Annotated in this window: 22 protein-coding genes; 9 read left to right on the forward strand and 13 right to left on the reverse strand. The window is 70.1% G+C overall.

What is annotated here, in order from left to right:
* Window positions 1-185: 185 nt before the first annotated feature.
* The 3 genes from OEB96_RS19585 to OEB96_RS19595 all read right to left on the reverse strand — a co-directional run bounded on the left by OEB96_RS19585 (window position 186) and on the right by OEB96_RS19595 (window position 2,133).
* On the reverse strand, window positions 186-596 hold the full coding sequence (locus OEB96_RS19585) for a hypothetical protein (protein WP_266217808.1): 411 nt from the start codon (window positions 594-596) through the stop codon (window positions 186-188).
* Window positions 597-1,072: 476 nt separating this feature from the next.
* Window positions 1,073-1,447 carry a hypothetical protein gene (locus OEB96_RS19590; protein ID WP_266217810.1) on the reverse strand — a complete coding sequence of 125 codons (375 nt, stop codon included), beginning with the start codon at window positions 1,445-1,447 and terminating at the stop codon, window positions 1,073-1,075.
* Window positions 1,448-1,479: 32 nt separating this feature from the next.
* Window positions 1,480-2,133: a hypothetical protein gene (locus OEB96_RS19595; RefSeq protein ID WP_266217811.1), complete on the reverse strand. Its 654-nt coding sequence runs from the start codon at window positions 2,131-2,133 to the stop codon at window positions 1,480-1,482.
* Window positions 2,134-2,395: 262 nt separating this feature from the next.
* Here OEB96_RS19595 and OEB96_RS19600 point away from each other — a divergent pair, with 262 nt between their 5' ends.
* A complete protein-coding gene (locus OEB96_RS19600) occupies window positions 2,396-2,791 on the forward strand; it encodes a hypothetical protein (RefSeq protein WP_266217813.1) in 396 nt (131 codons plus the stop codon).
* Here OEB96_RS19600 and OEB96_RS19605 read toward each other — a convergent pair.
* From OEB96_RS19605 to OEB96_RS19615, 3 genes are all read right to left on the reverse strand, one after another.
* Entirely contained in the window at window positions 2,775-4,070 is a 1,296-nt protein-coding gene (locus tag OEB96_RS19605; RefSeq protein WP_266217815.1) for a hypothetical protein, read from the reverse strand. The two genes, OEB96_RS19600 and OEB96_RS19605, sit on opposite strands and share 17 nt — an antisense overlap.
* Window positions 4,071-4,217: 147 nt before the next feature.
* On the reverse strand, window positions 4,218-4,667 hold the full coding sequence (locus tag OEB96_RS19610; RefSeq protein WP_266217817.1) for a PleD family two-component system response regulator: 450 nt from the start codon (window positions 4,665-4,667) through the stop codon (window positions 4,218-4,220).
* Between the two features lie 66 nt (window positions 4,668-4,733).
* The gene (locus OEB96_RS19615) at window positions 4,734-6,320 is read right to left on the reverse strand and encodes an Hsp70 family protein (protein WP_266217819.1); all 1,587 of its coding nucleotides are present in this window, start codon (window positions 6,318-6,320) and stop codon (window positions 4,734-4,736) included.
* A gap of 63 nt (window positions 6,321-6,383) precedes the next feature.
* Between OEB96_RS19615 and OEB96_RS19620 the strand changes: the two genes are divergently transcribed.
* Window positions 6,384-7,337, forward strand: a complete 954-nt coding sequence (locus OEB96_RS19620; protein ID WP_266217821.1) for a vWA domain-containing protein — start codon at window positions 6,384-6,386, stop codon at window positions 7,335-7,337.
* A gap of 49 nt (window positions 7,338-7,386) precedes the next feature.
* On the opposite strand, the gene OEB96_RS19625 is transcribed toward OEB96_RS19620, so the two are convergent.
* The 7 genes from OEB96_RS19625 to OEB96_RS19655 all read right to left on the reverse strand — a co-directional run bounded on the left by OEB96_RS19625 (window position 7,387) and on the right by OEB96_RS19655 (window position 14,075).
* Window positions 7,387-7,755, reverse strand: coding sequence for a response regulator (locus OEB96_RS19625; protein WP_266217823.1), 369 nt, complete (start codon window positions 7,753-7,755; stop codon window positions 7,387-7,389).
* On the reverse strand, window positions 7,724-9,307 hold the full coding sequence (locus OEB96_RS19630; protein ID WP_266217825.1) for a sensor histidine kinase: 1,584 nt from the start codon (window positions 9,305-9,307) through the stop codon (window positions 7,724-7,726). The genes OEB96_RS19625 and OEB96_RS19630 overlap by 32 nt, the downstream gene beginning before the upstream one ends.
* A complete protein-coding gene (locus OEB96_RS19635; protein ID WP_266217827.1) occupies window positions 9,294-10,400 on the reverse strand; it encodes a sensor histidine kinase in 1,107 nt (368 codons plus the stop codon). Before OEB96_RS19635 ends, OEB96_RS19630 begins: the two co-directional genes overlap by 14 nt.
* Window positions 10,391-10,909, reverse strand: a complete 519-nt coding sequence (locus OEB96_RS19640) for a Rab family GTPase (RefSeq protein ID WP_266217829.1) — start codon at window positions 10,907-10,909, stop codon at window positions 10,391-10,393. The genes OEB96_RS19635 and OEB96_RS19640 overlap by 10 nt, the downstream gene beginning before the upstream one ends.
* A complete protein-coding gene (locus OEB96_RS19645; protein ID WP_266217831.1) occupies window positions 10,902-12,713 on the reverse strand; it encodes an OmpA family protein in 1,812 nt (603 codons plus the stop codon). Before OEB96_RS19645 ends, OEB96_RS19640 begins: the two co-directional genes overlap by 8 nt.
* Window positions 12,631-13,161 (reverse strand): hypothetical protein, encoded by a 531-nt coding sequence (locus OEB96_RS19650; protein ID WP_266217833.1) that lies wholly within the window; start codon window positions 13,159-13,161, stop codon window positions 12,631-12,633. The genes OEB96_RS19645 and OEB96_RS19650 overlap by 83 nt, the downstream gene beginning before the upstream one ends.
* A 449-nt stretch (window positions 13,162-13,610) precedes the next feature.
* On the reverse strand, window positions 13,611-14,075 hold the full coding sequence (locus tag OEB96_RS19655) for a sporulation protein (protein WP_266217834.1): 465 nt from the start codon (window positions 14,073-14,075) through the stop codon (window positions 13,611-13,613).
* Window positions 14,076-14,353: 278 nt separating this feature from the next.
* On the opposite strand from OEB96_RS19655, the gene OEB96_RS19660 reads away from it, so the two are divergent.
* The 7 genes from OEB96_RS19660 to hscA all read left to right on the forward strand — a co-directional run bounded on the left by OEB96_RS19660 (window position 14,354) and on the right by hscA (window position 22,141).
* On the forward strand, window positions 14,354-16,540 hold the full coding sequence (locus tag OEB96_RS19660; protein ID WP_266217836.1) for a hypothetical protein: 2,187 nt from the start codon (window positions 14,354-14,356) through the stop codon (window positions 16,538-16,540).
* A 346-nt stretch (window positions 16,541-16,886) separates the two neighbouring features.
* Window positions 16,887-17,510: a MerR family transcriptional regulator gene (locus OEB96_RS19665; RefSeq protein ID WP_266217838.1), complete on the forward strand. Its 624-nt coding sequence runs from the start codon at window positions 16,887-16,889 to the stop codon at window positions 17,508-17,510.
* The gene (locus OEB96_RS19670; protein ID WP_266217839.1) at window positions 17,507-18,727 is read left to right on the forward strand and encodes an IscS subfamily cysteine desulfurase; all 1,221 of its coding nucleotides are present in this window, start codon (window positions 17,507-17,509) and stop codon (window positions 18,725-18,727) included. Before OEB96_RS19665 ends, OEB96_RS19670 begins: the two co-directional genes overlap by 4 nt.
* A 13-nt stretch (window positions 18,728-18,740) precedes the next feature.
* Window positions 18,741-19,124: a Fe-S cluster assembly scaffold IscU gene (gene iscU / locus OEB96_RS19675; protein WP_266217841.1), complete on the forward strand. Its 384-nt coding sequence runs from the start codon at window positions 18,741-18,743 to the stop codon at window positions 19,122-19,124.
* 39 nt (window positions 19,125-19,163) lie between these two features.
* The gene (locus tag OEB96_RS19680) at window positions 19,164-19,565 is read left to right on the forward strand and encodes a HesB/IscA family protein (RefSeq protein ID WP_266217843.1); all 402 of its coding nucleotides are present in this window, start codon (window positions 19,164-19,166) and stop codon (window positions 19,563-19,565) included.
* A gap of 7 nt (window positions 19,566-19,572) precedes the next feature.
* A complete protein-coding gene (gene hscB / locus OEB96_RS19685; protein ID WP_266217844.1) occupies window positions 19,573-20,085 on the forward strand; it encodes a Fe-S protein assembly co-chaperone HscB in 513 nt (170 codons plus the stop codon).
* Window positions 20,086-20,107: 22 nt separating this feature from the next.
* The gene (hscA, locus tag OEB96_RS19690; protein ID WP_266217846.1) at window positions 20,108-22,141 is read left to right on the forward strand and encodes a Fe-S protein assembly chaperone HscA; all 2,034 of its coding nucleotides are present in this window, start codon (window positions 20,108-20,110) and stop codon (window positions 22,139-22,141) included.
* Window positions 22,142-22,145: the final 4 nt, after the last annotated feature.

A 22,145-nucleotide genomic window follows, 5' to 3' on the forward strand; every position in this document is an offset into this window, starting at 1 on the left:
GGACACGGTTCAACCCGTTCGACCAGGGAGAGGATGGCACGAAGGCGGGGAGAGCTGACGGGCGCGCGTGGTGGTGGCTGGCGGGTCGTTGGACGCAGGCGAGTCAACGGGTGACGGCGCTGCGCGCCATGACCGCGGGCGTGACGTCGCGGACGACATCACTGGCAGTTCTCGCCCGCGTCGGATCAGAAGCGCAGCGACAGGCCCACCTCGGCTCCGTCCCACGTGGGCGCGACGCCAAGGGCGAACTGCTTCTTCTTGGGGTTGGGGTACTCCTTGATCTTCACTGCCCCTGCGATCCCCAGCGCCAGGCCCAGGGCCTGTCCCACTCCGGCCGTGACCGTCAGCAGCCCCAGCGTGGCCGAGCCGGACACCGGCGTCGCGGCGAACGGTCCCGCGAGCGGGATCATCATTCGCCGACCGTACATTCGCTGCCGTGTCGCGTCGCTGCCTTCGGCGAGGTCGATCGAGAGCGCACCGACCAGCACCGAGCCGCCATAGACTCCACCGAAGAGGGAGAAGCCGGAGATGAGCATCCCCCTGAAGCGATTGCGCTGCTTGAGCTGCCACAGGCGCTCCTCCTCGGCGGGATCCACGGCGGGTGTCGTGGGCGTGGCCGTGGCCTCAGGCGCAGTCGCAGGTGCGGGTGCAGGCTCGCTCGGCCCCCATCCGTTGTCCTCGATGGTCTGCTCCGTTGCGGGTGCGGGTGCGGGCTCGCTTGCAGGTGCAGGTGCGGGCGCTGGCTCGCTGCCGTTCGTGGTCGTACCTGCTGCGAGCAAGAACGCGATCGGGATGGCTTGCATGGTGCCGAACATGTGGCTCCTCCGGTTCACACACGAGGTCGCGGACGGATCGTGTCCGCAAGCTACTAGTCGTGGCTCCGCCCATTCGGATGCATCACGAGCGTCCCTACGATGATCCCACGCACGGGTGTCAGCGAAACACCGAAATCGATGATCTGCGCCACGATCCCGATGAGCGCTGCTGCGGGATGTCCTTACAATCGATGACTCGAAGTGGGTCGCTACGGTCGAGGGATGCGCGATCGAGCGTGCTGCGGGGTGAGAGGAGCTCAGCCCGTGCTCGTGCTGTCCGACGAGCTCCCACCATCGCTGCTCGAGCCGCTGTCGGTCGTGCTCCCGCTCGTGGTCCCGCCGGTGGAATCGCTCGTGCTCTCGCCGGTCGCCTCGCTCGTGCTCTCGCCGGTCGAGCCCTCGGTGGTGGGCGTCGGGCCGGTGCCCGAGCCCGAGATCGCGCCGCCGAGCTGGCACTGCCCGCGGTGCTCGTCGACGTTGGAGCCATCGCGGTGGCAGCAGCCGTCGGCCTCGCACGTGTAGCCGGTGGGACACGCGGGAGCTTCGTCGGGGTCGCAGCTGAATTGGACCGCCGGCATGGGGGCGTCGAAGCAGGCGCCGGTCGAGCCCAGCGCCCAGCCGAGCGCGAGCACGAGGGCGAGCCGGGGAGGTCGCGCGCGGCCGATCAAAACCTCACCTCCACTCCTCCGCCACGCACGCGCAACGCGGTTCGGCGACGCTCGGGACGCTGCCGCCGCGCATCGATGGCGAACAGCGTGATCGCGGCTACGGTGGCCACGCCCGCGATCACGCCCACTCCGATCGCAGCCCTGGCGTAGGCCTCGCCCCGCTGCAGGTACTGCTCGTACTCGTCCTTGCGGTCGGCGTAGAGGGGCTGCGCGCCGGTCTCCAGATCGTACAGGGTCGACAGCCGCACCGCGCGATCCTCCTGGCGCTCGGCCAGGCCCGAGAGCACCCCGGCCGCGGTGCCGGTTGCGAACGCTCCGAACATCGTCCACCACGCGGCGGTCTGCATGGGCCGCAGGGGCTCCGCCGTGGGGCCTGCCGCGCCGGGGGTGGCCTCGTCCTCGACCTCGGTGTCGTCCTCGACCACTTCGTCCTCCGCGCTCGGCTCGGACTGGGGCTCGGGCTCGGTGGGCTCGGCCGGCGGCGTCTCGTTGGCCCGCTCGGGCTCGGGCTCGGGCTCGGTGGTCGAAGGGCCTGCGGTCGGCTCGTCCTCGGCCGTCGAGGCGACCTCGCTCGGAGCGGGGCCTGCGGCATCGGAAATGGGGGGCTCGGCATGCCCGAGCGCGGGCCCCAGGGCCAGGGCCAGAGCCACCAGGGGAGCCCACCGGGAGCCAACCCGAGGGTGAGCGAGTCGCGCGTCGTCGGCCATTGGCAAGCGGATTGTAATCGTGCCGCGTCCACGGCGCGAGCGCTCGGCCCCTGGGGTATAGATGCCGCCTCTCGTGCCGCTCGTTCGCTCAGCAGCAGCCCTCCGCGCCGCGGAGCCCCTCCCGGCGTCCGGGGCGGCTCGGCGTCGTCGTCCGGGGCGGCGCGCGATCCCATGGAGCGGCCTCGCCTTGTGGGGGCTGTTGGCCTTGGGTTGCAGGGACGACGGCACTCAGGCCTCGTCGATCCCCCCGGCCGAGGCCTACGAGCGCCCCAGCGACTTCAGCGGCGAGTGGATCGGCGAGGTCGAGGGCGAGGTGGGCTTGCTGAGCATCACCTCCCTGGGGCAGGGACGCTATCGCGGGCTCTACGAGGGCGAGAACGTGGCGGTGGAGTACGTGCTGCTGCTCGAGCAGGACCTGGTGCCCGTGGGCACGGCCGGCGAGCCCATTGCGGGCAACCGAGCGACCTTCACGTGGCAGGACGGTCACGGGGGGCGCGGCGAGGGCTGGTTGCTCATCAACCGCGAGGACTCGGCGCTGACCGGGGCCTTCGGCGAGCGCGGGCTGCTCGAGCGCCCGTGGACCTTCATTCGCGTCGAGTGAAGGCGCCGAGCATCAACAGACCCAGGAGGCCGGGCCACGGCCCGCCGCTCCCGTCATTCGCTCGGCACTGGCAACCGACGTCGGGCTCGTTGCCGAAGGTGTCGTTCTGCGAAGGCGTGGTGGTGGTGGCGAGGGGCGGGGGCACGGTATCCGGGCCCGTGCTGCTCCCGGCCCCGGTGCTGGTGCTCGTCTCGGGCTCGAACACCTCGGTGGTGAACTCGTCGCCTGCGGTGGCGCCGGCCGTGTCGTCGGCCCCGGTGCTGCCATCGGGCGGCTCCACGCCGCATTCGGGCAGGTCCACGCAGACCTGGATCTCCTCCACCGTCACGTTCATGTCCGCGTCGATGGCCGTGACGCGCAGGGTCCAGGTGCCCTGGGGGATTCCGGCCAGGTTCCACTCGTAGGGCGGACGCTCGTCGACGAGCACCATCCCGGGGACCTCGACGATCTCGAGCTGCACCTCCAGCCCTCCGAACAGGTCGCCCACCGCCGCGTTCACGGTGATGGCGGGCTGGACCACCTCGCCGTGCATGGGCGCGAGGAAGGTGACCACGGGGGGGCCATCGTCGACCCGTGGACCGATCCGCGCCATGAGATCCGAGGTGGAGTTCTGCTGGGGATCGGAGCAGCCGGGGTGCTGTCCGGGGCAGATCTGCCCGCCCGAGATGTTGCTGCAGGTGTTGCCGAACTGCAGCGCGTTCATCGAGTAGCCGGCCATGATCTGGCCGGTGCCGGTGAGGTTCTCGAGGCCCCAGCCAAAGCCCATCGCCGCAAACGCGGTGAAGGCCACCCGGTGCATGTTGGCCTGGTCGGCTGCGTTCATGCAGCCGTAGAACAAGAAGCTCACGTTCTCCAGGTTGCCGTCGCTGCAGTCGGCCAGACCGATCGCGCCCGAGCAGCCCAGGCCGGGAAACAGCGCCATGTTGTCGGCCGCGGTGCCGGTCACCACCATGTCGTACTGCGTGCCGGCCGGGGGGCGATCGAACGTGTAGACGATGTCGAACGGGACCGAGGCTTCCTTGAACCAGTAGAGCAGCTCGGTCTTGTCGTCCTCGGTGATCGTGGGCCAGCCGCTGATCGGACCGGGGGTGAAGCCCGTGGTGTTGTACGAGTTGGTCGTGGGGTCCTGGCCGTTGGTGTTGACCAGCACCTCGGGGTCGAGGTTGATGAAGACCGTTCGGCGGGCCTGCGCCGTGCCGGGCACGAGCAGCACCCCTCCCACCATGCAGAGGGTGCCGAGCGAGCAGAGCGAGCCGAGCCACGCGCGTCCAGAAGCCATGGGGGGATCTTATGCCGGCCGAGGGCTGTGGCGAAAGGTCGGCCGTCGACCCGCGGCGTTGAGCGGCAACGGGGGCGCGTTTCTCGTCGTTCCGTGGCGCTCGCTCCCGTCGTGGAGCCAGGGAACGGAGGGGTGCTCACCCCTGGCTCATCCCCCCATGTGGCTGATGCGGCGCACGTGGGCGACCACCCGCGCTGGCACCTCGGGGTCGTCGAGCGTGTCTTCCTCGAGCACGAGGATGCGGTCGGCGAGCAGGTCGGCGTACGCGGCGGCGTGGACTCCCGTGGTGCTCATCAGGCGCAAGATGGCGGCCCCCATCGACGAGACCGGCATCAGCACCGGCAACGGGCGGGCACCCGTGGTCTCCGACAGCCTTCGGCACAGCGTCAGCCCGTCGAGCGGTTTGCCCTCGGCGTCGCGGTGCGCATTGAACGGGACCAGCAGCACGTCGGGATCGGTGTCGAGGATCTGCTGGATGGCGTCCTCGTCCGGGGTGCCGTTCTCCACCTTGAGGTCCTCGTCCACGTACAGCCCCGCCCTGTCCATCATCGCGACCATTCGAGTGCGGATGCGCGACCAGTAGGGGCGCACGGTCATCACCCGCAGCCTCGATTCGATCGTTGATGCTCGTTCGCTCACTCGGTGTTCCCTGCTCATGCGTTGTCAGCGCAACGCTCCCAGCACGTAGCGGCGTCGGAGCGATGCCGCCGGGTTGTCGATCTCCACCGTGATGGTGCCATCCTTCGAGCGGCGGTAGGTCTCCACGATCTCCACGTCGGGTGCTCGCCGCTCCACCGACAGCTCGTCGAGCGGGAACTCGGCCAGCGCGGGGTCGTAGGGGAAGCGCAGCTCTTGCCATGGGGTGAGATCGCCGTCGGGATGGCCCTGGTCCGACAGCCGCGTGCACTCGAGGAATCGCAGGTGCCCGACCGTGTGCGCGGGGCGATAGCGGCGCTGCACCACCCAGCCCTCGCCGCCTCGGGGCGAGCCCTCGTCGTCGTCGGGCAGCGCGTCCTTGCTGAGGATCGGATCGAAGATCTTCTCGCGCCCGTCCTCGGCCTCGCGCCACACCCCGAAGTGTCGGGTGGTGGCCTCGCGCACGCGGATCTCGGCCTCGGGATCGGCCGCCACCGACAGCCCCGTGGCGGTGGCGGCATGGGGCTGGGCCGAGAGCTTGATCTTGCGACCGTAGCGCTCCCGCAGCGCGCGGGCGACCGGGGGGAACGCCACCGAGCCGCCCACCAGGTAGAGCGCCCCGAGCTGGCGCGGGTCCTCGGGATCGATCCCGCTTTGGGGCAGGCGCGCGAACAGCTCGTCCACCAGCGCCACGGTGCGGGCGATCAAGGGCCGGCAGCGCTCGTAGATCCGCTCGGTGGCGATCATGGTGGGAGGTGCCTGTGGGAGCAGGGGGCTCATGTCGACGACCAGGCGGCGGCTGCTGGGGCGCAGGCCTTCCTTGGCGTCGCGGCACAGCTCGAGCGCGGCCGCGGTGGGCAGCGCGTCGAGTCGGGCCGCGGGCACGTCGCCCTCCAGGGTCTCGCGCACCAGATCGAGGATCACGGCGTCGAAGTCGGCCCCGCCGAGGCGGCCGATGCCCTCGGAGGTGAGCAGCTCGAAGCGGCGATCTTGCAGCGAGACGGCGGCGGTGTCGAAGGTCCCGCCCCCGAGATCGTAGACCACCACGTAGCGCTTGGGGCTGCGAGGCGAGAGCACCACCGGCTCGCGGTGCGCGAACTCGATGGCGGCCGCAGTGGGCTCGCCCACCTGGCCGAGCACGTCGAAGCCCGCGCGACGAAACGCCTCGAGGGTGAGGTAGCGCTGGCGGGTGCCGGCGTTGGCGGGCACCGCCACCATTGCGGGCAGCACGGCGTCGGCGGGCAGCCGGAGGTTGCTGCGGGAGGTGAGCATGTGTCGAACCCAGCCCACGTAGCGCTCGAGCAGCCCGAGCGCGGTGGTGCCATCGGGCGCCCCCGGGATCGGTTCGTCGGGCGGCAGCCGGCTCACCAGTCGCTTGACCGAGGCATGGGCGAAGGTCTCGGGAGAGGGCGTGGCCATGCGTGCGCGCGCCTGCTCGCCGAACCACCAGCGGCCGTCGGCGAACGCGGCCACGCCCGGCAGGTGGTCCTGGAATGCGCCCCCCACGTCGAAGCTGGCCACGGGATGGCGACCGCGATCGCTGGCCACCACCACCGTGCGGGTGGTGCCGAGATCGATGCCGAGGCGCAAGGTGGGGCTGGCGCTCTTGCTCATCCCGGGCCGACGCTACCGCAGGCGGAGCGAGGGCGGTAGGATCTCCACGGGAGGGTGGACGACATGACGAGTCGACAACGGGGGATGCGCATCCTGGCGGTGGGCGCTGCCTTCGTCGCAGGCGCCGCGGCGTGCAACGGGCCCGACGAGCAGACCGAGACCACCCTGCCCGCGGTTGGGGTGACCACCGACGATCTCCCCATGTCCACCAGCGATTCGGCCACGACCACACCGGCCGATGGGGCGAGCGAGACCGGCGGCAAGCTCGACGTGATGCCGGTGGGCGACGCGCCCAACATCACCGAAGGCATGACCGGCTGTGATCAGGACGTCGACATCGTGTTCGTGATGGACGTGTCGACCACGATGGGCCCGTTCCTCGATCAGCTCGCCACCGAGATCATCTTCGTGGACGAGGCGCTCGATGCCATGGACCTGCCCGGTGAGCCGCACTACGGCCTGGTGGTGTTCGTGGACGACTTCGCGCTGCTCAACGCCGGGGCGCCCTATGACAGCGTGGCGGTGCTGCAGCAGGACTTCAACTCGTGGAGCGCGTTCACGGCCAGCAACCAGCAGGTGGGCGGCGGCAACTTCAACAGCACCTGGCCCGAGAACAGCCTCGATGCGATCTACGTGGCGGCCTCGGGCTTCCAGTGGCGTCCAGCCGAGAGCACGCTGCGTCTGGTCATCCACACCACCGACGACACGTTCTGGGACGGGCCCACCACCGGCAACGGGGTGATGATCCAGCATGGCTACGCCGAGACGGCCATGGCGCTGCAGCAGCGGGAGATCCGTGACTTCTCGTTTGCGGGCCAGATCGGCGGCATGTGCGAGTGCGAGGACGTCACGATGGGCTGGTCGAGCCCCTACATGGGCATGGATCCGATCCCGCAGGCCACGGGCGGTGGCGTCTACGACATCGACCTGGTGCTGGTGGGGCAGGTCTCGCTGGCCGACGCGGTGGTCGAGGCGGTGGAGACCACGATGTGCGAGCCCTACCCGCCGGTGGGGTGACCGGCGGGGCTCGGACGCGCGGCCGTGCGAACTCCCAGCCCGGCACCGGTCACGCCAGGGCTCGCGCCAGGATTCGCGCGAGCTCGTCGAAGTCGAAGGGCTTGAGCAGGTACCCCTCGACGTGGAGCTCTGCCGCCTTCTCCGGAGTCACCCGGTTGCCGGACATGATGACGACGGGGATGTCGGCCGTGTCGGGGTTCTGTCGCATGATGGCGAGGAGGCTCTCTCCATCCATGCCGGGCATCATCAGGTCGAGCAGCACGAGCGCGGGGCGGTAGCCGTCGAGGAGGAGGCGGCTCGCCACGAGCCCATTGGCCGCGACCTCGACGGCATACCCCAGGACGCCGAGCGCCACCGCCATGACGTGGCGGATGTCCTGGTCGTCGTCAACGACGAGGATCGATGGCGCCGTCTGCATCCGCCGTCCTCACTCTCGGCAGCTCGACCGTGAATCTCGACCCGGTGCCGAGCGTGCTCTCGACGCTGATGTGTCCGCCGAAGCCATCGACGAGGGTCTTGACGATGTACAGTCCCAGGCCCAGCCCGCCATAGTGACGCACGGGAACCCCACGCTCGAACGGCCGGAAGATGCGTGCCCGTACTTCGGCCGTCATGCCCATTCCCTGGTCGCTCACGACGAGGATCGCGAGCTCGTCGCGAGTCGAGACCGACACGGTGATGGGCCGGCCCAGACCGAATTTGATGGCGTTCGACAGGAGGTTCGTGACGATCTGGTCGAGCCGGCGGCGGTCCCACACGCCGCGCACCCGGTCCTCGAGCTCGAGCACGAGGGCCGAGCCCGCCCTCGCGAGCTCCAGACCGAGCCGGCTGGTCACGTCGTGCACGACCTCTCCGAGGTCCACGTCCTCGAACTCGAACCGGAGGGTGCCTGCGCGGATCCGGCCGACATCGAGCAGCTCGTCGACGAGACGCGAGAGGCGCTGGCCCTCGCGCTCGATGAGATCCAGGGTCGAGGCCTGTGCGTGCGGCGGGATGTGACCGGCACGGAGCAGCTGTACGGCGAGGTGCAAGGACGTCATCGGCCCGCGGATCTCGTGCGAGGCGATCGACAGCAGCTCGTCCCGAATGCGCAGCGCGTCTCGTGCACGCTGATGGAGTCGAGCATTGTCGATGCACAGGCCGATGCGACTCCCGAGCTCCTCGGCGAGCTCGAGGTCGATCTGCGTGTACTTGCGATGGGGGTGAGCGGCCAGCGTGACGGCACCGATGACGTGATCCTCGACGCCGATGGGAACCCCGAGATGGGAAGTGGAGCCGACCTGGTACAGGACCGGCTGACCCTCGAGCACGCAAGGGTGCACCGCGAACGAGCTCGGGCTCCGGGAAGCGCGTGAGACCGCGAGCGAGCGCCGTGGCGTCCCCTCGTCGACCAGGTCGATGATGCAACGGTCGGCGAAGTCGGGCACCATGAGCTTCGCGACGGCGTCGAGCGCTCGTTCCACGTCCACGGACACGAGCAGCTGCGTCGCGTCGGCCAGGAACACCGCACGACGCAGCAGACGCTCCTGCTCCGAGACGTCCCGATAGCTCCAGATGCGGCCGACGACGGCGTCACCAATGCGCTGCGGGCGAGTATGGCGCTCGTACGCCCGCCCGTCCCGCAGTCGGATGACGTCCATGGACTCGCGCTGCGGCTGATCTTGGAGCCCGAGCACGCCCGCGCGGAAGCCGTCGGGATCCTCCACGTGCGCGATCATTGCGTCGAGAATCTCCCGTTCGTCCGCCCCCTCCACCTCCTGCACATGGAGGTCCCACAGCGCCAGCAGGCGCTCGTTGACCAGCGTGATCTTCCCCGTCCGATCCACGACCATCAGGCCATCGGTGGTGGTCTCGACCACGCCCCGCAGCAGCGACAACGAGCGCTCGAGGCGCTCCTCCACCGCTCGCGCCCGGGCCGTCTGCTGCCGCAGCTTCGCGTCCCGCGTCGTGCCCTCGTCAGGATCGGTCATCGTGATCTCCGTCCTTGCCCTGCAAGCGCACCCAGAACCTGGCGCCGCCGTGCTCGCTCGGCTCGTAGCCAATGCCTCCACCCCATCGCTCGACCGCGATGCGGCAGAAGAACAGACCCAGCCCTCCGTAGGCCACGGCGGCGTCCCGGCGCAGTGCGAGCGTCCCAAACAGTCGCGACAGGCGCTCGAGCGGCACCGGGGGCCCCTGGTCGTCGATCACGACGTAGGCCCACGCACCCTCCCGTCGCACCGTCAGCCGGACCGTGCCGCCGGTCGGACTCCGACACAGCGCGTTGTCCACGAGGTTCGAGAGCACGCGGACCAGCCGGTCGTGCTCGGCCACCACGTGGTGCAGTGGCGCCCCCGGGGCGAGCTCGAGGCGGATGTTCCGCTCGGCGGCGACGGCTTGTCGCTCTCGGACGACCCGGTCGAGGACGAGGCGCAGATCCGGGGCATCGGCGAGCGCGACCGCGGGCGGCGCGTGCTCGGCCGAGAACGCCTCGAGGACCTCGCCGATCACCTGCTTCTGCTCCCTCGCCGCTGCGAGGGCGCTGTCGATCGCCTGCACACCCGACGCGTGGCGAGGCGCTTCGTCGAGCAGCGAGAGCATGCCCAGGATGGTGTGCAGCGGCGCTGCGAGCTCGTGGACGATCGTGTGCAGCAGCACGTCCTTGTGCTCCATCTCGCGCAGCAGTGCGTCATGGGCAAGGCGCAGCTCGCGTGCTCGCTGCAGCAGACGCTGCTGCTCTCGGAACAGGCGCTCGTCGTGCGCGACCACGAGCACCTCGGCCCCGTCGACCCGGACCGCGAGCGCCTCGAGGTGGAGCTCGGCGCCGTCCGTGTCCGTGTCGGTCCAGAACCCGGACGAGACCCGGGCGCCCGCCTCGCCACGCCAGACCACCTCGGCGGCCTCCATGAACGGATCCAGGCAGGGAAACAGCTCGCCGATGACGACCGGAATCGGAGCTCGCAGCGCCGGCCGACCGAGCCGTCGACACCATGCGGGCAGGGTCCCTCGCCGGACGAAGCGCCCGTCCGGGAGGCGCTCGAGCACCAGTCGCTCGAGCACGGCCATCACTGCGCTCATGTCCATGAGTCCGCCTGTCGTGCGAGCATCCTGGTGGTCAGCCGATCGAAGGCCTCCTCGACGCCTTCGCCGGTCTTTGCGCTCGTCGGCAGCAGGCTCCAGCCCCTGCCGTGGAGCGCGGCGAGCTCCTCGTCGGCGAGGTCCCACGCGGTGGCCAGGTCGGTCTTGTTCAGCGCTGCGACGAACGGCGCATCGGCGATCGTCTTGCGGACTCGTTCCTGCAGGGCGATCGCAGCATCCATGGTCTCGCGTCGCGTTCCGTCGATGACCACGAGATATCCGGACGCGCCGCGGAGGTACGACGGCTGCACGCTCTGGAACTCGTCCTCGCCGCTCAGATCCCAGATGATCAAGTCGACCTGCCGCTCGCCGAGCGCGACGCGCCGCGTGTGGATCCGGACGCCGATGGTGGTGGCGTAGCGCTCGCTGAACACGCTGCTGACGAACCGCGCCACCAGGCTCGTCTTGCCCACGGCCGTCGCGCCGATCATGCAGACCTTGAGCTTCTCAATCATCGCGCCTCCCGTCGGGGCTCGGGCAGCCGGCGCCGACATCCACCCAGAAGGTGACGCGGCGCGCCCGGTGCAGGGGACGCGCGTCGTGCAGCGCCCCGGCGCCGACGATCTGCACTCGTGCATCGTCCATGGCCAACGCGCGGGCCACATGAGCCGCTCGCGCCTTGCTGAGCGCTTGGTTGGCTCGTCGTGACCCGGTCGGATCCGTATGGCCCACGATCGCGACGCAGATCGGCAGACCCGCTGCGTCGGCCGCGGTGACCAGCGCGTGCCACCGTGCACGTGCATGGTCGAGCGCTGCATCGGGCGTGAGCTCGGCCGAGCCCCGCATGAAGTACAGGGTCGTCGTCTCCAATGCCCTCGCTGCGGCCCGGAGCGCCGCGACCCTCGCCTCCTCCTCGACGTCTTCCCGTACCTCGACGTCCGCCTCTTCGGCTCGCAGTGCCTGGTCGTCGAAGCGCTCGATGCCGGGGACCGCGAGGGCCAACGATCGCGCCTGCGTGATCCAGGCGCGAGGTGCCACGCCGGCGGCGCGCAGCGTTGCGTCGCCAAGGGTCAGCATCACGCCCGCGGGCGGGTGCAGCCGCTGTTGGGCGCGCCGCTCGACGATCCGCGGATCGAGCGAAGAGAACGGCTCGAAGGTCAGCTCGGGCGCCGTCAGACCGCGGCGTTCGAGCACGTCGCTCGGGTGGGACGCCAGGGGATCGGCCAGCCCCTCGAGTCGCACGTGTCCTCCATCCCGCGTCGCGGACGTGACGATGATTCCCGGCTCCGCCTGCAAGAGGTCCACGTATGTGTCGAGCAGCCGTGCTTGCCCGATGGCGCGGTCGACCAGGGCGCCCACGAGCGAGGCGATGGCCGCGACGAGGAGCATGAGCCACAGATGGGCCCTGCGAGGCGCGGGACGGCGCGCCGAGCGGAGGATGGGCTCGAGCAGCGACCGGGCCGGAGCGAACGGTGACACATCCGAGCGAAACCGCTCGAGCTCCGGCTGATAGGCCAAGCGGACCCGCTGTCGAGCCTCGTACAGCCACTCGCCCAGCGCCCGCGGCGGGACGCCGCGAACCACGGCAGCCATGGCAAGAGATGCGTCGCGATCCACCCACACGGTCAGGTCTCCGACCTCGACGTGGTGGAGGTGCACGCCGGGCGGTTGGGGCCGGAACGCCTCGCGAACGAACGCGTCGATGGCCTCGAGCATCGAGGCCACCTGGTCCGGGTCCCGGACTGCGCAGCTCTCGTCGGCGACGTGCACCAGGACGAGGCCCGTGGTCGGATGGATGAGGAACACCTGCTCCACGCGGTAGACGAGCGTGTGCAGCAGGACCACTTCGGCGAACGGGCGGCCGGTACGACGTGCTTCGATCCTCCACCGTATGCTCCGGACCGACAGGCTGCGCTCGAGCGCCTCGTTGAACCTCTGGAGGATCGCCTTGATGGCCTCGCTCACGGCCTTGCGGACCGCGGCGCCGATGGTCGGGGCGAGGAGCTCCCCCAGGAAGTCCGCGTCCTTGCGAACGACCGTGCGCACCGCGGTGGCCATCACCGGCTCGACGGCGAGTGCGAGCACTCGCTGGCGGGTCGTGCTCGCCCGGGCGAACGCCTCCGGCAGGATGTCGCCGATCGTGTCCGGGGATGCGACTGGTCGCTCCTCGAGCTGCTCGAGCCGGACCCGCTCGGGCCCCATGACGATGCGTCGCAGCTCGGCCAGGCTGGTCGCGTCATCCCTGCTGGCTTCTGCGCCCCAGCGCCTCCTCGGCGCGGGCCGGCCGGAGCCAGTGTCGGGGGGTCTCCCTCGTGTCATGTAGATCCTCCGCGACCTCTCTTTCCACGAGACCGAGCTCCTGCTGCAGCATGGCAAACAGCTCCTTGCGCAAGCGCTGGGTCTCGTCGAGGAACGACTTGGCGTGCTCCAGGAGCTGGTGCCGCAGCTCGCGGTCGTTCCTGGCGCCGGACTCCTCGAGCCTGGCGAGCTTGTGCTCCACGTCTGCGATCGCCTCGCGGTGCTCCCGACCGATCCTGCGCACGGCGTCACCGAGCTCGCCAAGCTCCCGGTCGAGGCGGGACGATATGGCGGCGGTCTCGTTCTTGAGGTGCAGCTCGAGCACTTCCGTGCGCCGACGACTCTCCTCCTCGAGATCGCGGGCTCGTGCGGCCAGGTGAGCGTCGAGACGAAGGAGTCCGCGCTCGAGCTCGCGGTACATGGGGCCGAACAGGATCTCCCGAATCTGATCGAGCCCGGCGTGACCCATGTCTTCCGATCTCGCGCTGCCGAGCTGAGCTTCGGACCGGTTGTTGCCCGGACGTTCCTCCAGCGAGATCGTCGGCGCTGGCCGTGCGGCCTGCTCGCGCTTCGGCTCGCCCCCATCGTCTGGCGTAGGCGTCGCCGATGGCCGCGCGACCCGTTCGTTCTTCGTCGGCTTGTGCTTGTCCTCCGCCATGGCCTCACGAGAACTGCACAGGGCATGCCAGTTGCCCGAGAAGAACCAGGCCCCGCCGGAAGTCGACGGCCAACCGCGATTGGTCACCACCGTGCTCGCCGATCAGCCGCACGGCCGCGCCTCGAGCGGGACGTGCTGATCAACAATGACACACACGTCTTGCCAGACTGTGGCATTTGCCCTCACCCGCCGGGCCGAAGGGGCGTGCTCACGTCACCGACCAGCTCGGCTCGTGATCGATGCGAGACGATCGCCCGACGCTACTGGATCGCGATCCGGGCGTTGCCCGCCGGATCGATCTGCCCCTTGATGTCGGCCCGCACGTTCAGCGTATGGCTGCAGTACGGCGATGTCGCCTGGCACTGAGGGACCTCGATGTCGACGGTCAGTTCGTGCTCCGCGCCCGGCTCGATCGCACGCGCCAGCTCGACCCGCTGCTCGACCACGGGGTGCCGATCCCAGCCGGCCGTCAGGCCCTTGCGGTCGCCCATGGCCTGGGCGTCCTGCTCGCTCACCCGCGCGCCGTCCTCGTCGCGGATCCAGTGGCGATCGGCCTCGACGATGCGCACCACGAGCGTGTCGACGGTCGCCGGTCGGGTACCGCCCACGATGGTGATCGATGCGGTCGCGGTCTGGCCCCGTTCGACCGCGCCCTCGGGCGCCTTGACGTGCACGCGGGCCCCCTCGGCCCCCAGGCTCTCGCGCATCTTCTCGGAAAAGCCCATCGGCGATCCTCCTCGCGTCGTGCACGCTAGCGCGGCCTCGCCCCCGGAGTGAAGCGGTTCCGAAGTGGATCGCCAGACCTCGGCGGCCGCGGCCGGTTCCGGGGGCTCGTAGGGCGGCCCCCGAGCCGGGTGACGCTGATCTCGGACGAGCCCCTGCGACCGGGGAGCAACGTTTCTGGGCGGGCTCGGCGGGACCCTGCGCGACTGCGCCCTGGGGCCACTACGGGGCGGATCGCGCCTTTGTTGACGGCCGAGGAAAGCCTGTATGCTCCGCGGCCATGCGCTCGAAACGATCGTTGGTGTCGCTTGCGGCCGTGCTCGCCCTCGGGGTGGCACCCGGCTGCAACAAGCTCGAGGAGCTGACCGGAGGAGAGAAGGCCGAGAACAAGCCCGAGGAGGCCAAGGCCGACGGTGGTGGTGAGGCCAAGGCCGACGGCGGCGGTGAGGCCAAGGCCGACGGTGGCGATGCCCCGACCGAGCCGGTGGTCGAGGCGGTCGTCGAGCCGATCCCGGTCGAGGCCCTGCACACCGGCCTCGATCTCATGCTCTCGCTGGTGCCCGATGGTGCCGAATTCATGATCGCTCGTGACGCCACCGTGGTGGCCGAGTACGTGGAGGAGGGCACTCGCTTCCTCGATGGCCCGATGGGCACGCTCGAGACCGGTCCGTTTGCCGGCGAGCGCGAGCTGCAGGACATGAAGGAGGCGTTCGCCGAGGCCAAGGCCAAGACCGACGTCATCAAGGCGGCGCTCGAGGGCTCGGGCATCCAGCTCAAGGAAGGTGCGGCGATCGTCCAGACGCCGGCCAACAACGCCTACATCATCTTCAACGCGGCCGATCCCAATGCCCTGGTCGCGGTGGGCAAGGCCACCGGCGAGAGAGAGCTGAGCGACCTCAAGTGCAAGGCGATCGAGGCGGTGCCGGGCTTCAACGTCTGCTCCGACTCGCAGGCCGAGGTCGATGCCTACGCGCCGTCCACCGATCCCGCGCCCACCCGCGCCTCGCTCGCCGCCGCCCTGCCGGGCGTGAACCTCGACGACGCCAACGTGGTCGCGCACATCGAGAAGGGCGAGCCCGACGAGGTCTACTTCGCCGTCAGCACGATCCCCGGCCAGCTCTACATGGCCGTCTCCACCCCCAAGAACCCCGACCTGGCCGAACTGCGCACCGGCATGACTCCGGGCGAGGCCAAGACCCTGGCTCAGGTGCAGCCCGGCGCGGGCTTCATCTGGGGGCGCGTGAGCCCCGAGCTGATGACCAAGTCGATGGGCCCCGCGGGCAGCAACCCCATGGCCGCGTCGGTCACCAAGTCGATGACCGGCGAGTTCGTGCTGGCCGGCTCGGTGGATCCGGGCGGCCTCATCTTCCAGGCCGGCACCACCGACACCGCAGCCCTCGAGGGCGCGCTGACCTTGGGCGTGGACATGGGCAAGGCCCAGGTGCCCAAGTCGATCCCCGAGCTGCCCGGGTCGTCGGTGACGTTCGAACTGGTCCCCGTGGAGGGGGGCGGCAAGACGGCGCAGGCCATGCACCTGGGGCTGACGGGGCTCAGCGAGCTCGACGTGCTCAAGGGCTACACCGGCCTGCACGCCGACGCCTGGGCGTTTGCGGCCAATGACGTGTTCACGCTGGCGGTGGGGCCCGACAAGGATCACGTGGGCAAGCTGCTCGACGTGAGCGCCGGAGGTCCGAGCGCCGCCACCCTCGACAGCCTGCCGCCGCAGCTGGCCGAGGGGCTGGGCAAGGGCGAGGTGGGATTCATCATGCACATGCCGATGGATTTCCTGCACGGCGCCCAGATGCACAGCCTGGTGCGCTCGGCCCTCAAGGACGTTCCCACGGCGCCGCCCGACCAGCTATTGGCACTGGCCGGGCTGGCCGCGCCGCTCTCCAGCGCGACCATGTGGATCGCCAAGTCCGGCGCCGAGCCCGTCATCCACATCTCGGTGCAGGCCATCGGCAACCGTGCCACCGACGAGGGCCGCGCGGCCCTCGACGCGGCGCATACGGTGGCCGACGGCGGTGACCCGGCGGTGGCCTTCGCCAGCCTCGCCACCGCGTACGCGGCCTCGCCGATGGCGTGGGCCTACAAGACTCGCGCCGGCACCGAGGGTCCGGGCTACATGGTCGGCAGCGGCGTGGGGGCGGTGATGGCCGTGGCCGCGGTCGCGGTCCCGCTGACCATGGGGGCGAGCAACAAGGCGCTGGCCGAGGACCTGGGAGTCAAGCCCGAGGATCCCGAGCCCGAGCTCAAGCCCACCACTGCTCCCAAGCGGCCGGTGACCACGCCCGTCGAGCCCAAGGCGGATCCGGTCGAGCCCAAGCCCACGGAGGATCCGCAGGAGGATCCCAAGAGCCCCATCGTGGAGCCCACGCGGCCGTTGCCGCCCAAGCCCACCGAAGATCCCAAGCCCACGGTCCGCGTGCCCAAGCGGCTGGGGCAGGGCAAGCACAAGGGCGAGTAGCAGGCCGACTCATCGGACTCGCATCGACGGCACGACGCGTCGCTCGGCTACGGTCGGCGGCGCGTCGGCCGTTTCGAACCGAGGCTCGAACCCGAGCTCGCCCGTTGGGCGAGGCGACCCCGGCGCAATGGGGCCATGAGTTTCCGCCGGTCGACTCCGCCCCAACCCTCACGTATGCGTGAGAGTTGGCCTCCGAGGGCAGCCAAGGGCGCGGGATGGCGAATCGCTGTTATCGGGGCCACGACGGGGCCATTGACACCCTCGTGGGTCCTCGCCATCCTCGGGGCTGATCCCTGAGCTGACGTAACGTTAGGGTCAGGGTTGCGTAAAGCACGCAGTCTCCGTCATGAGCGCCTCCACCCCCAGCCGCCGCACCTCCGGCTCGAGCGCCTCGGGCCAGATGAAGATCGGCGAGCTCGCTCGCAAGACCGGCAAGTCGGTCCGCGCGCTGCGGCACTACGAAGAGCTGGGCCTGCTCGGCTCGGCGCGATCCGAAGGGGGCTTTCGGCTGTACGGGGCCGACGAGCTCGCTCGCGTCTACTGGATCTCCAAGCTTCAGGACATGGGCTTCAGCCTCACCCAGGTGCAGGGTCTCATCGCCACCGTCGAGTCGTCGGGCACGGCGCCCGAGGCCATGCAGAGCCTGCGCGAGATGTTCCGTAGCCGCCTGCTCAAGACCCGCGAGCAGGTCGAGCGCCTGCTGCAGCTCGAGCGCGACCTCGCCGAGAGCCTGGCCTATCTCGAGGGGTGTCGCGTGTGCACCTCCGAGCACGATCTCGAGGGGTGTGCGAGCTGCGACTCTCCGGTGCACTCCGACACCCGTGCGCCTTCGTTGGTGGCGGGCGTGCGCCTCACCACCGCGCCCACCGCCCGGACCTCCACCGTCACTGCTCCTCCCAGCGTCACCGCATCGCCGGCCGCCCCACTCGGGGTTGCGCCGTCGGGTCGTGATCCGAGGCAATCCCCATGACCGTCAAGACTCCGATCTATCTCGACTACGCGGCCACGTGCCCCGTCGACCAGCGCGTGGTCGACCAGATGGTGCCGTTCTTCACCCAGGCCTACGGCAATGCGGCCAGCCGCACCCACGCCTTCGGCTGGACCGCCGAGGAGGCGGTCGAGCGTGCCCGCGAGCAGGTCGCCCAGACCATCGGGGCCGAGCCCAAGGAACTCACGTTCACCAGCGGGGCCACCGAGTCCAACAACCTCGCGATCAAGGGCATCGCCGAGTACCTGCACGAGCAGGGCGACCACGTCATCACCGTGGTCACCGAGCACAAGGCGGTGCTCGACACCTGCAAGCACCTCGAGCGTCAGGGCAAGCGGGTCACCTACCTGCCCGTGGATGCGCAGGGGCTGGTCACGGCCCAGCAGGTCGCCGACGCGATCACCGACGAGACCGTGCTCGTGTCGGTGATGTTCGCCAACAACGAGACCGGGGTCATCCAGCCCATCGCCGAGATCGGCAAGGTGTGCCACGACCGCAAGGTGTTGTTCCACACCGATGCGGTGCAGGCGTTCGGCAAGGTACCCATCGACGTGCAGGCCATGAACATCGATCTCTTGTCGATGTCGGCGCACAAGATCTACGGGCCCAAGGGCGTGGGCGGGCTCTACGTGCGTCGTCGCAAGCCACGGGTGCGCCTGGCCCCGCAGATCCACGGTGGCGGCCACGAGCGTGGCAACCGCTCGGGCACGCTGAACGTGCCGGCCATCGTCGGCTTCGGCGCTGCGGCCGAGATCGCGCGGCAGGGCATGGGCGAGGAGTCGGTGCGCATCGCCGCGCTCCGCAACCGCCTGCGCGACCGCTTGCGCGAGGAAGTGCAGCACGTCACGCTCAATGGCTCGGAGGAGCACGTGCTGCCCGGCACCCTCAACATGAGCTTCTCGTACATCGAGGGCGAGTCGCTCTTGATGGCGCTCAAGGACGTGGCGCTGTCCTCGGGCTCGGCCTGCACCTCGGCCAGCCTCGAGCCGAGCTACGTGCTGCGGGCCATGGGGCTCGACGACGAGCTGGCGCACTCGAGCCTGCGCATGACCATCGGGCGCTTCACCACGCAGGAAGAGGTCGACTACGTGGTGGAACTCATCGGCAAGCACGTGACCCGCCTGCGCGACATGTCCCCGCTGTGGGAGATGGTGCAGGAGGGCATCGACCTCAATTCCATCCAGTGGACCGCGCACTAGGAGAGACAGTCAGATGGCGTACAGCGACAAGGTCATCGATCACTATGAGAACCCGCGCAACGTGGGCAGCCTCGACAAGGGCGACGAGTCCGTCGGCACCGGGGTCGTGGGCGCGCCCGCGTGCGGCGACGTGATGAAGCTCCAGATCAAGGTCGAGGGTGGCGTCATCACCGACGCCAAGTTCAAGACCTACGGCTGTGGCTCCGCCATTGCCTCCTCGAGCCTGGTGACCGAGTGGGTCAAGGGCATGAAGATCGAGGACGCGATGGAGATCAAGAACAGCCAGATCGCCGAGGAACTCTCGCTGCCGCCGGTCAAGATCCACTGCTCGGTGCTCGCCGAGGACGCGATCAAGGCGGCCATCGTCGACTACCAGAAGAAGCACGGCGGGGCCTAGCATCCGGCCGGCCGAGCGCACACCGAGTGAAGGGACCCGATGTTGGCCGAGATCACGAACGACCCAGGCTCCGACGGAAGCGGCGCGCCGGCCTCCGAGCCCCCCGCCTCGCCGCTGCGCGTGACCGTGCGTGCGGCCAAGGTGATGCGGGCGCAGCTCGACAAGCGCGGCACCCCACAGGCCGCGATCCGCTTCGGCATCCGCGGCGGTGGCTGCACCGGCTACTCCTACATGTTCCAGTTCGAGGACGGCCCGCCGCGGGCCAAGGACACCGTGGTCGAGGCGGCACACGGGGTGCGGGTCTACTTGGATCCCAAGAGCCTGGTGCTGGTGCGTGGCACCGAGATCGACTTCGAGACCGGCATTCGCGGGCATGGCTTTCGCTTCGCCAACCCCAACGTCGACGGCTCGTGCGGCTGTGGCGAGTCCGTTTCCTTCTGAGGGCGCGGTGGATCACTTCGGCTTGCTTGGTCTGCCGCGCCAGTACGCGATCGATCGCGACGCGCTGGAGCGGGCCTACCTCGAGCGCGCGCAGGCGGCTCATCCCGATCGGTTCGTGGGCGCGAGCTCGGCCGAGCAGCGCTCGGCCATGGAGCGCAGCGCCAGCCTCAACGAGGGCTACCGGGTGCTCCGCGACCCCGTGCGCAGGGCCGAGTACCTGTGCCGGCTCGCCGGCATCGACGTCGACAGCAGCGAGCCCGAGGGCGGCGCGCCCGCGATGGGCCAGGCCTTCTTGATGGAGATGATCGAGCGGCGCGAGGCGGTGGAGGACGCACGTCGTGAGGGTCCCTCGGCGCTCGACGAGCTGCGCGACGGCGTCGAGGGTGAGCTCGACGATGCGCTCGACCGCGCGGTGTCGGCTCTGCAGCAGGGCGACTCGCGTCGGGCCGCAGAGGCGCTGGTCGAGCGTCGCTATCTCCAGCGCCTGCTCGACGAGCTCGACGACGAGGTCGAGCGCTAGCGACGGACGCCGGGAGACGACCATGGCCAACGAAGACATCACCTGGGACGACCCTGGCGCGCTGTTCCAGATCGAGGAGCCCAACGCAGGCCCGCGCGGTCCAGCGCGACACCCGGGGCGTGGGATCGGCATCGATCTGGGCACGACCCACAGCCTGGTGGCCATCGCTCCGCATGGGGCGGCACCGCGCGAGCTGCTCGACGAGCAGGGGAGGGCGCTGCTGCCCTCGGTGGTCTCGTATCTCGAGGACGCGGTCGAGGTCGGTCATGGCGCGGCGGCCCGGCGAGTGGAGGAGCCCGCGCGGGTCATCAGCAGCGCCAAGCGCTTCATGGGGCGCGGGGCGAGCGACATCGACTTCGCGCATCCCTACCGGCTGCACGTCGAGGCCGAGTCGTCGGTGCTGCGGTTCGACGTGGGTGTCGACGCGGGCTTCGAGGCGGGGCGGTCGGGCTCGTCGCGACGGGTGACGCCCATGGAGGTCTCGGCCGAGATCCTGCGCGTGCTCGCGGCGCGGGCCGAGGCGGAGCTGCACGAGCCGGTGGCGGGTGCCGTGATCACCGTGCCGGCGTACTTCGACGACGCGCAGCGGCAGGCCACCAAGGACGCGGCCCGGATCGCCGGCCTCGAGGTGTATCGGCTGCTGGCCGAGCCCACGGCGGCGGCGCTCGCCTACGGCCTGGACCGGTCCGTCGATGGGGGCGGGCAGGGGCTGTTCGCGATCTACGACCTCGGCGGCGGCACCTTCGACATCAGCATCCTGCGGCTTCGCGATGGTGTGTTCCAGGTGCTGGCGACCGGCGGCGACTCGGCGCTGGGGGGAGACGACTTCGATCGTGCGCTGGCCCAGCACCTGCTGGAGGTCGCCGGGGCACCGCCCAGCGGCCAGCACGATGCACGGCAGCGCGAGGAGGCCCTGGTTGCCGCGCGCGCGGCCAAGGAGGCGCTCACCGAGGCCGAGACCGTCACGGTGGACCTGCCGCGCTCGGGTCTTGTCGGTCATCGGCTCGGCCGGGTCGAGCTCGAAGCGCTGCTCGAGCCCATCGCACGTCGCACCGTGGGCCCCTGCCGCCAGGCCCTGCGCGACGCCGGAGTGCGGCCGAGCGAGCTTCGCGGCGTGGTGCTCGTGGGCGGCTCCACCCGCGTCCCGCTGGTGCGGCGCCTGGTCGAGGCCACCTTCAAGCAGCCGCCGCTCTCCGACATCGACCCCGACAAGGTCGTGGCCTACGGCGCGGCGATCCAGGCCGACATCCTCTCGGGCAGCGCGCGCGAGGGCGTGACCCTGCTCGACGTCGTGCCGCTGTCGCTCGGGCTCGAGACCATGGGGGGCATCGTCGAGAAGATCATCCCGCGCAATGCCACCATCCCCATCGGCGCGCGCCAGGTGTTCACCAACTACTCCGAGAAGCAGACCGCCATGGTGATCCACGTGGTGCAGGGCGAGCGCGAGCTGGCCGCCGACTGCCGCAGCCTGGCCCGCTTCGAGCTGAAGGGCCTGCCTCGGCTGCCGCCCTCCATGGCGCGCATCGAGGTCTCGTTCCAGCTCGATGCCGACGCGCTGCTCACCGTGAGCGCGCGCGAGCTGATGACCGGGATCAAGCAGACGGTGGAGGTCAAGCCCACCTATGGCCTCAGCGATGCCGAGGTCGATGCGCTGGTGATGGAGAGCCTCGACCACGCCGAGGAGGACTACGACGCGCGCAACCTGGCGGAAGCTCGGGTCGAGCTGGGACGCGTGGTGCTCGCCGTTCGCACCGCGCTGCACGAGGTGGGGCACCTTGGCGAGCTCTTGCCGCCGCAGGAGCGCACCGCCATCGAAGAGGCGCTGGCGCGCGCCGAGCAGGCCATGGGTCCGCAGGGCCCGCAAGTGCACAAGGCGATCAATGCCGCGCGCGAGGGCCTCGAGAAGGTCAGCGAGCCGTTTGCCCGTCGCCGCATGGAGCGCGCCCTTCAGTCGGGCATGTCGGGCAAGAGCCTGGCCGAGATCGAGTCGGCGCTGGCCGACGAGGAGCGGCTGGCCGAGCGCCGCGCTGGTCACGAGCCCGAGCCCCTAGCCTGAGCGT

It is taken from the genome of Paraliomyxa miuraensis (assembly GCF_026337845.1).
In the GTDB taxonomy this organism is placed as follows: Bacteria; Myxococcota_A; Polyangia; order Nannocystales; family Nannocystaceae; genus Paraliomyxa; species Paraliomyxa miuraensis.

Bases quoted from the DNA above. Each gene is read 5' to 3' on its own strand.
- OEB96_RS19640 (WP_266217829.1), bottom strand. From the start codon at position 10,909: ATGATTGAGAAGCTCAAGGTCTGCATGATCGGCGCGACGGCCGTGGGC.
- OEB96_RS19605 (WP_266217815.1), bottom strand. From the start codon at position 4,070: ATGGCTTCTGGACGCGCGTGGCTCGGCTCGCTCTGCTCGCTCGGCACC.
- OEB96_RS19660 (WP_266217836.1), top strand. From the start codon at position 14,354: ATGCGCTCGAAACGATCGTTGGTGTCGCTTGCGGCCGTGCTCGCCCTC.
- OEB96_RS19655 (WP_266217834.1), bottom strand. From the start codon at position 14,075: ATGGGCTTTTCCGAGAAGATGCGCGAGAGCCTGGGGGCCGAGGGGGCC.
- OEB96_RS19665 (WP_266217838.1), top strand. From the start codon at position 16,887: ATGAGCGCCTCCACCCCCAGCCGCCGCACCTCCGGCTCGAGCGCCTCG.
- OEB96_RS19680 (WP_266217843.1), top strand. From the start codon at position 19,164: ATGTTGGCCGAGATCACGAACGACCCAGGCTCCGACGGAAGCGGCGCG.
- OEB96_RS19670 (WP_266217839.1), top strand. From the start codon at position 17,507: ATGACCGTCAAGACTCCGATCTATCTCGACTACGCGGCCACGTGCCCC.
- OEB96_RS19620 (WP_266217821.1), top strand. From the start codon at position 6,384: ATGACGAGTCGACAACGGGGGATGCGCATCCTGGCGGTGGGCGCTGCC.
- OEB96_RS19635 (WP_266217827.1), bottom strand. From the start codon at position 10,400: ATGGACATGAGCGCAGTGATGGCCGTGCTCGAGCGACTGGTGCTCGAG.
- hscA (WP_266217846.1), top strand. From the start codon at position 20,108: ATGGCCAACGAAGACATCACCTGGGACGACCCTGGCGCGCTGTTCCAG.
- OEB96_RS19630 (WP_266217825.1), bottom strand. From the start codon at position 9,307: ATGACCGATCCTGACGAGGGCACGACGCGGGACGCGAAGCTGCGGCAG.
- OEB96_RS19625 (WP_266217823.1), bottom strand. From the start codon at position 7,755: ATGCAGACGGCGCCATCGATCCTCGTCGTTGACGACGACCAGGACATC.
- OEB96_RS19610 (WP_266217817.1), bottom strand. From the start codon at position 4,667: ATGACCGTGCGCCCCTACTGGTCGCGCATCCGCACTCGAATGGTCGCG.
- OEB96_RS19645 (WP_266217831.1), bottom strand. From the start codon at position 12,713: ATGACACGAGGGAGACCCCCCGACACTGGCTCCGGCCGGCCCGCGCCG.
- OEB96_RS19615 (WP_266217819.1), bottom strand. From the start codon at position 6,320: ATGAGCAAGAGCGCCAGCCCCACCTTGCGCCTCGGCATCGATCTCGGC.
- iscU (WP_266217841.1), top strand. From the start codon at position 18,741: ATGGCGTACAGCGACAAGGTCATCGATCACTATGAGAACCCGCGCAAC.
- OEB96_RS19650 (WP_266217833.1), bottom strand. From the start codon at position 13,161: ATGGGTCACGCCGGGCTCGATCAGATTCGGGAGATCCTGTTCGGCCCC.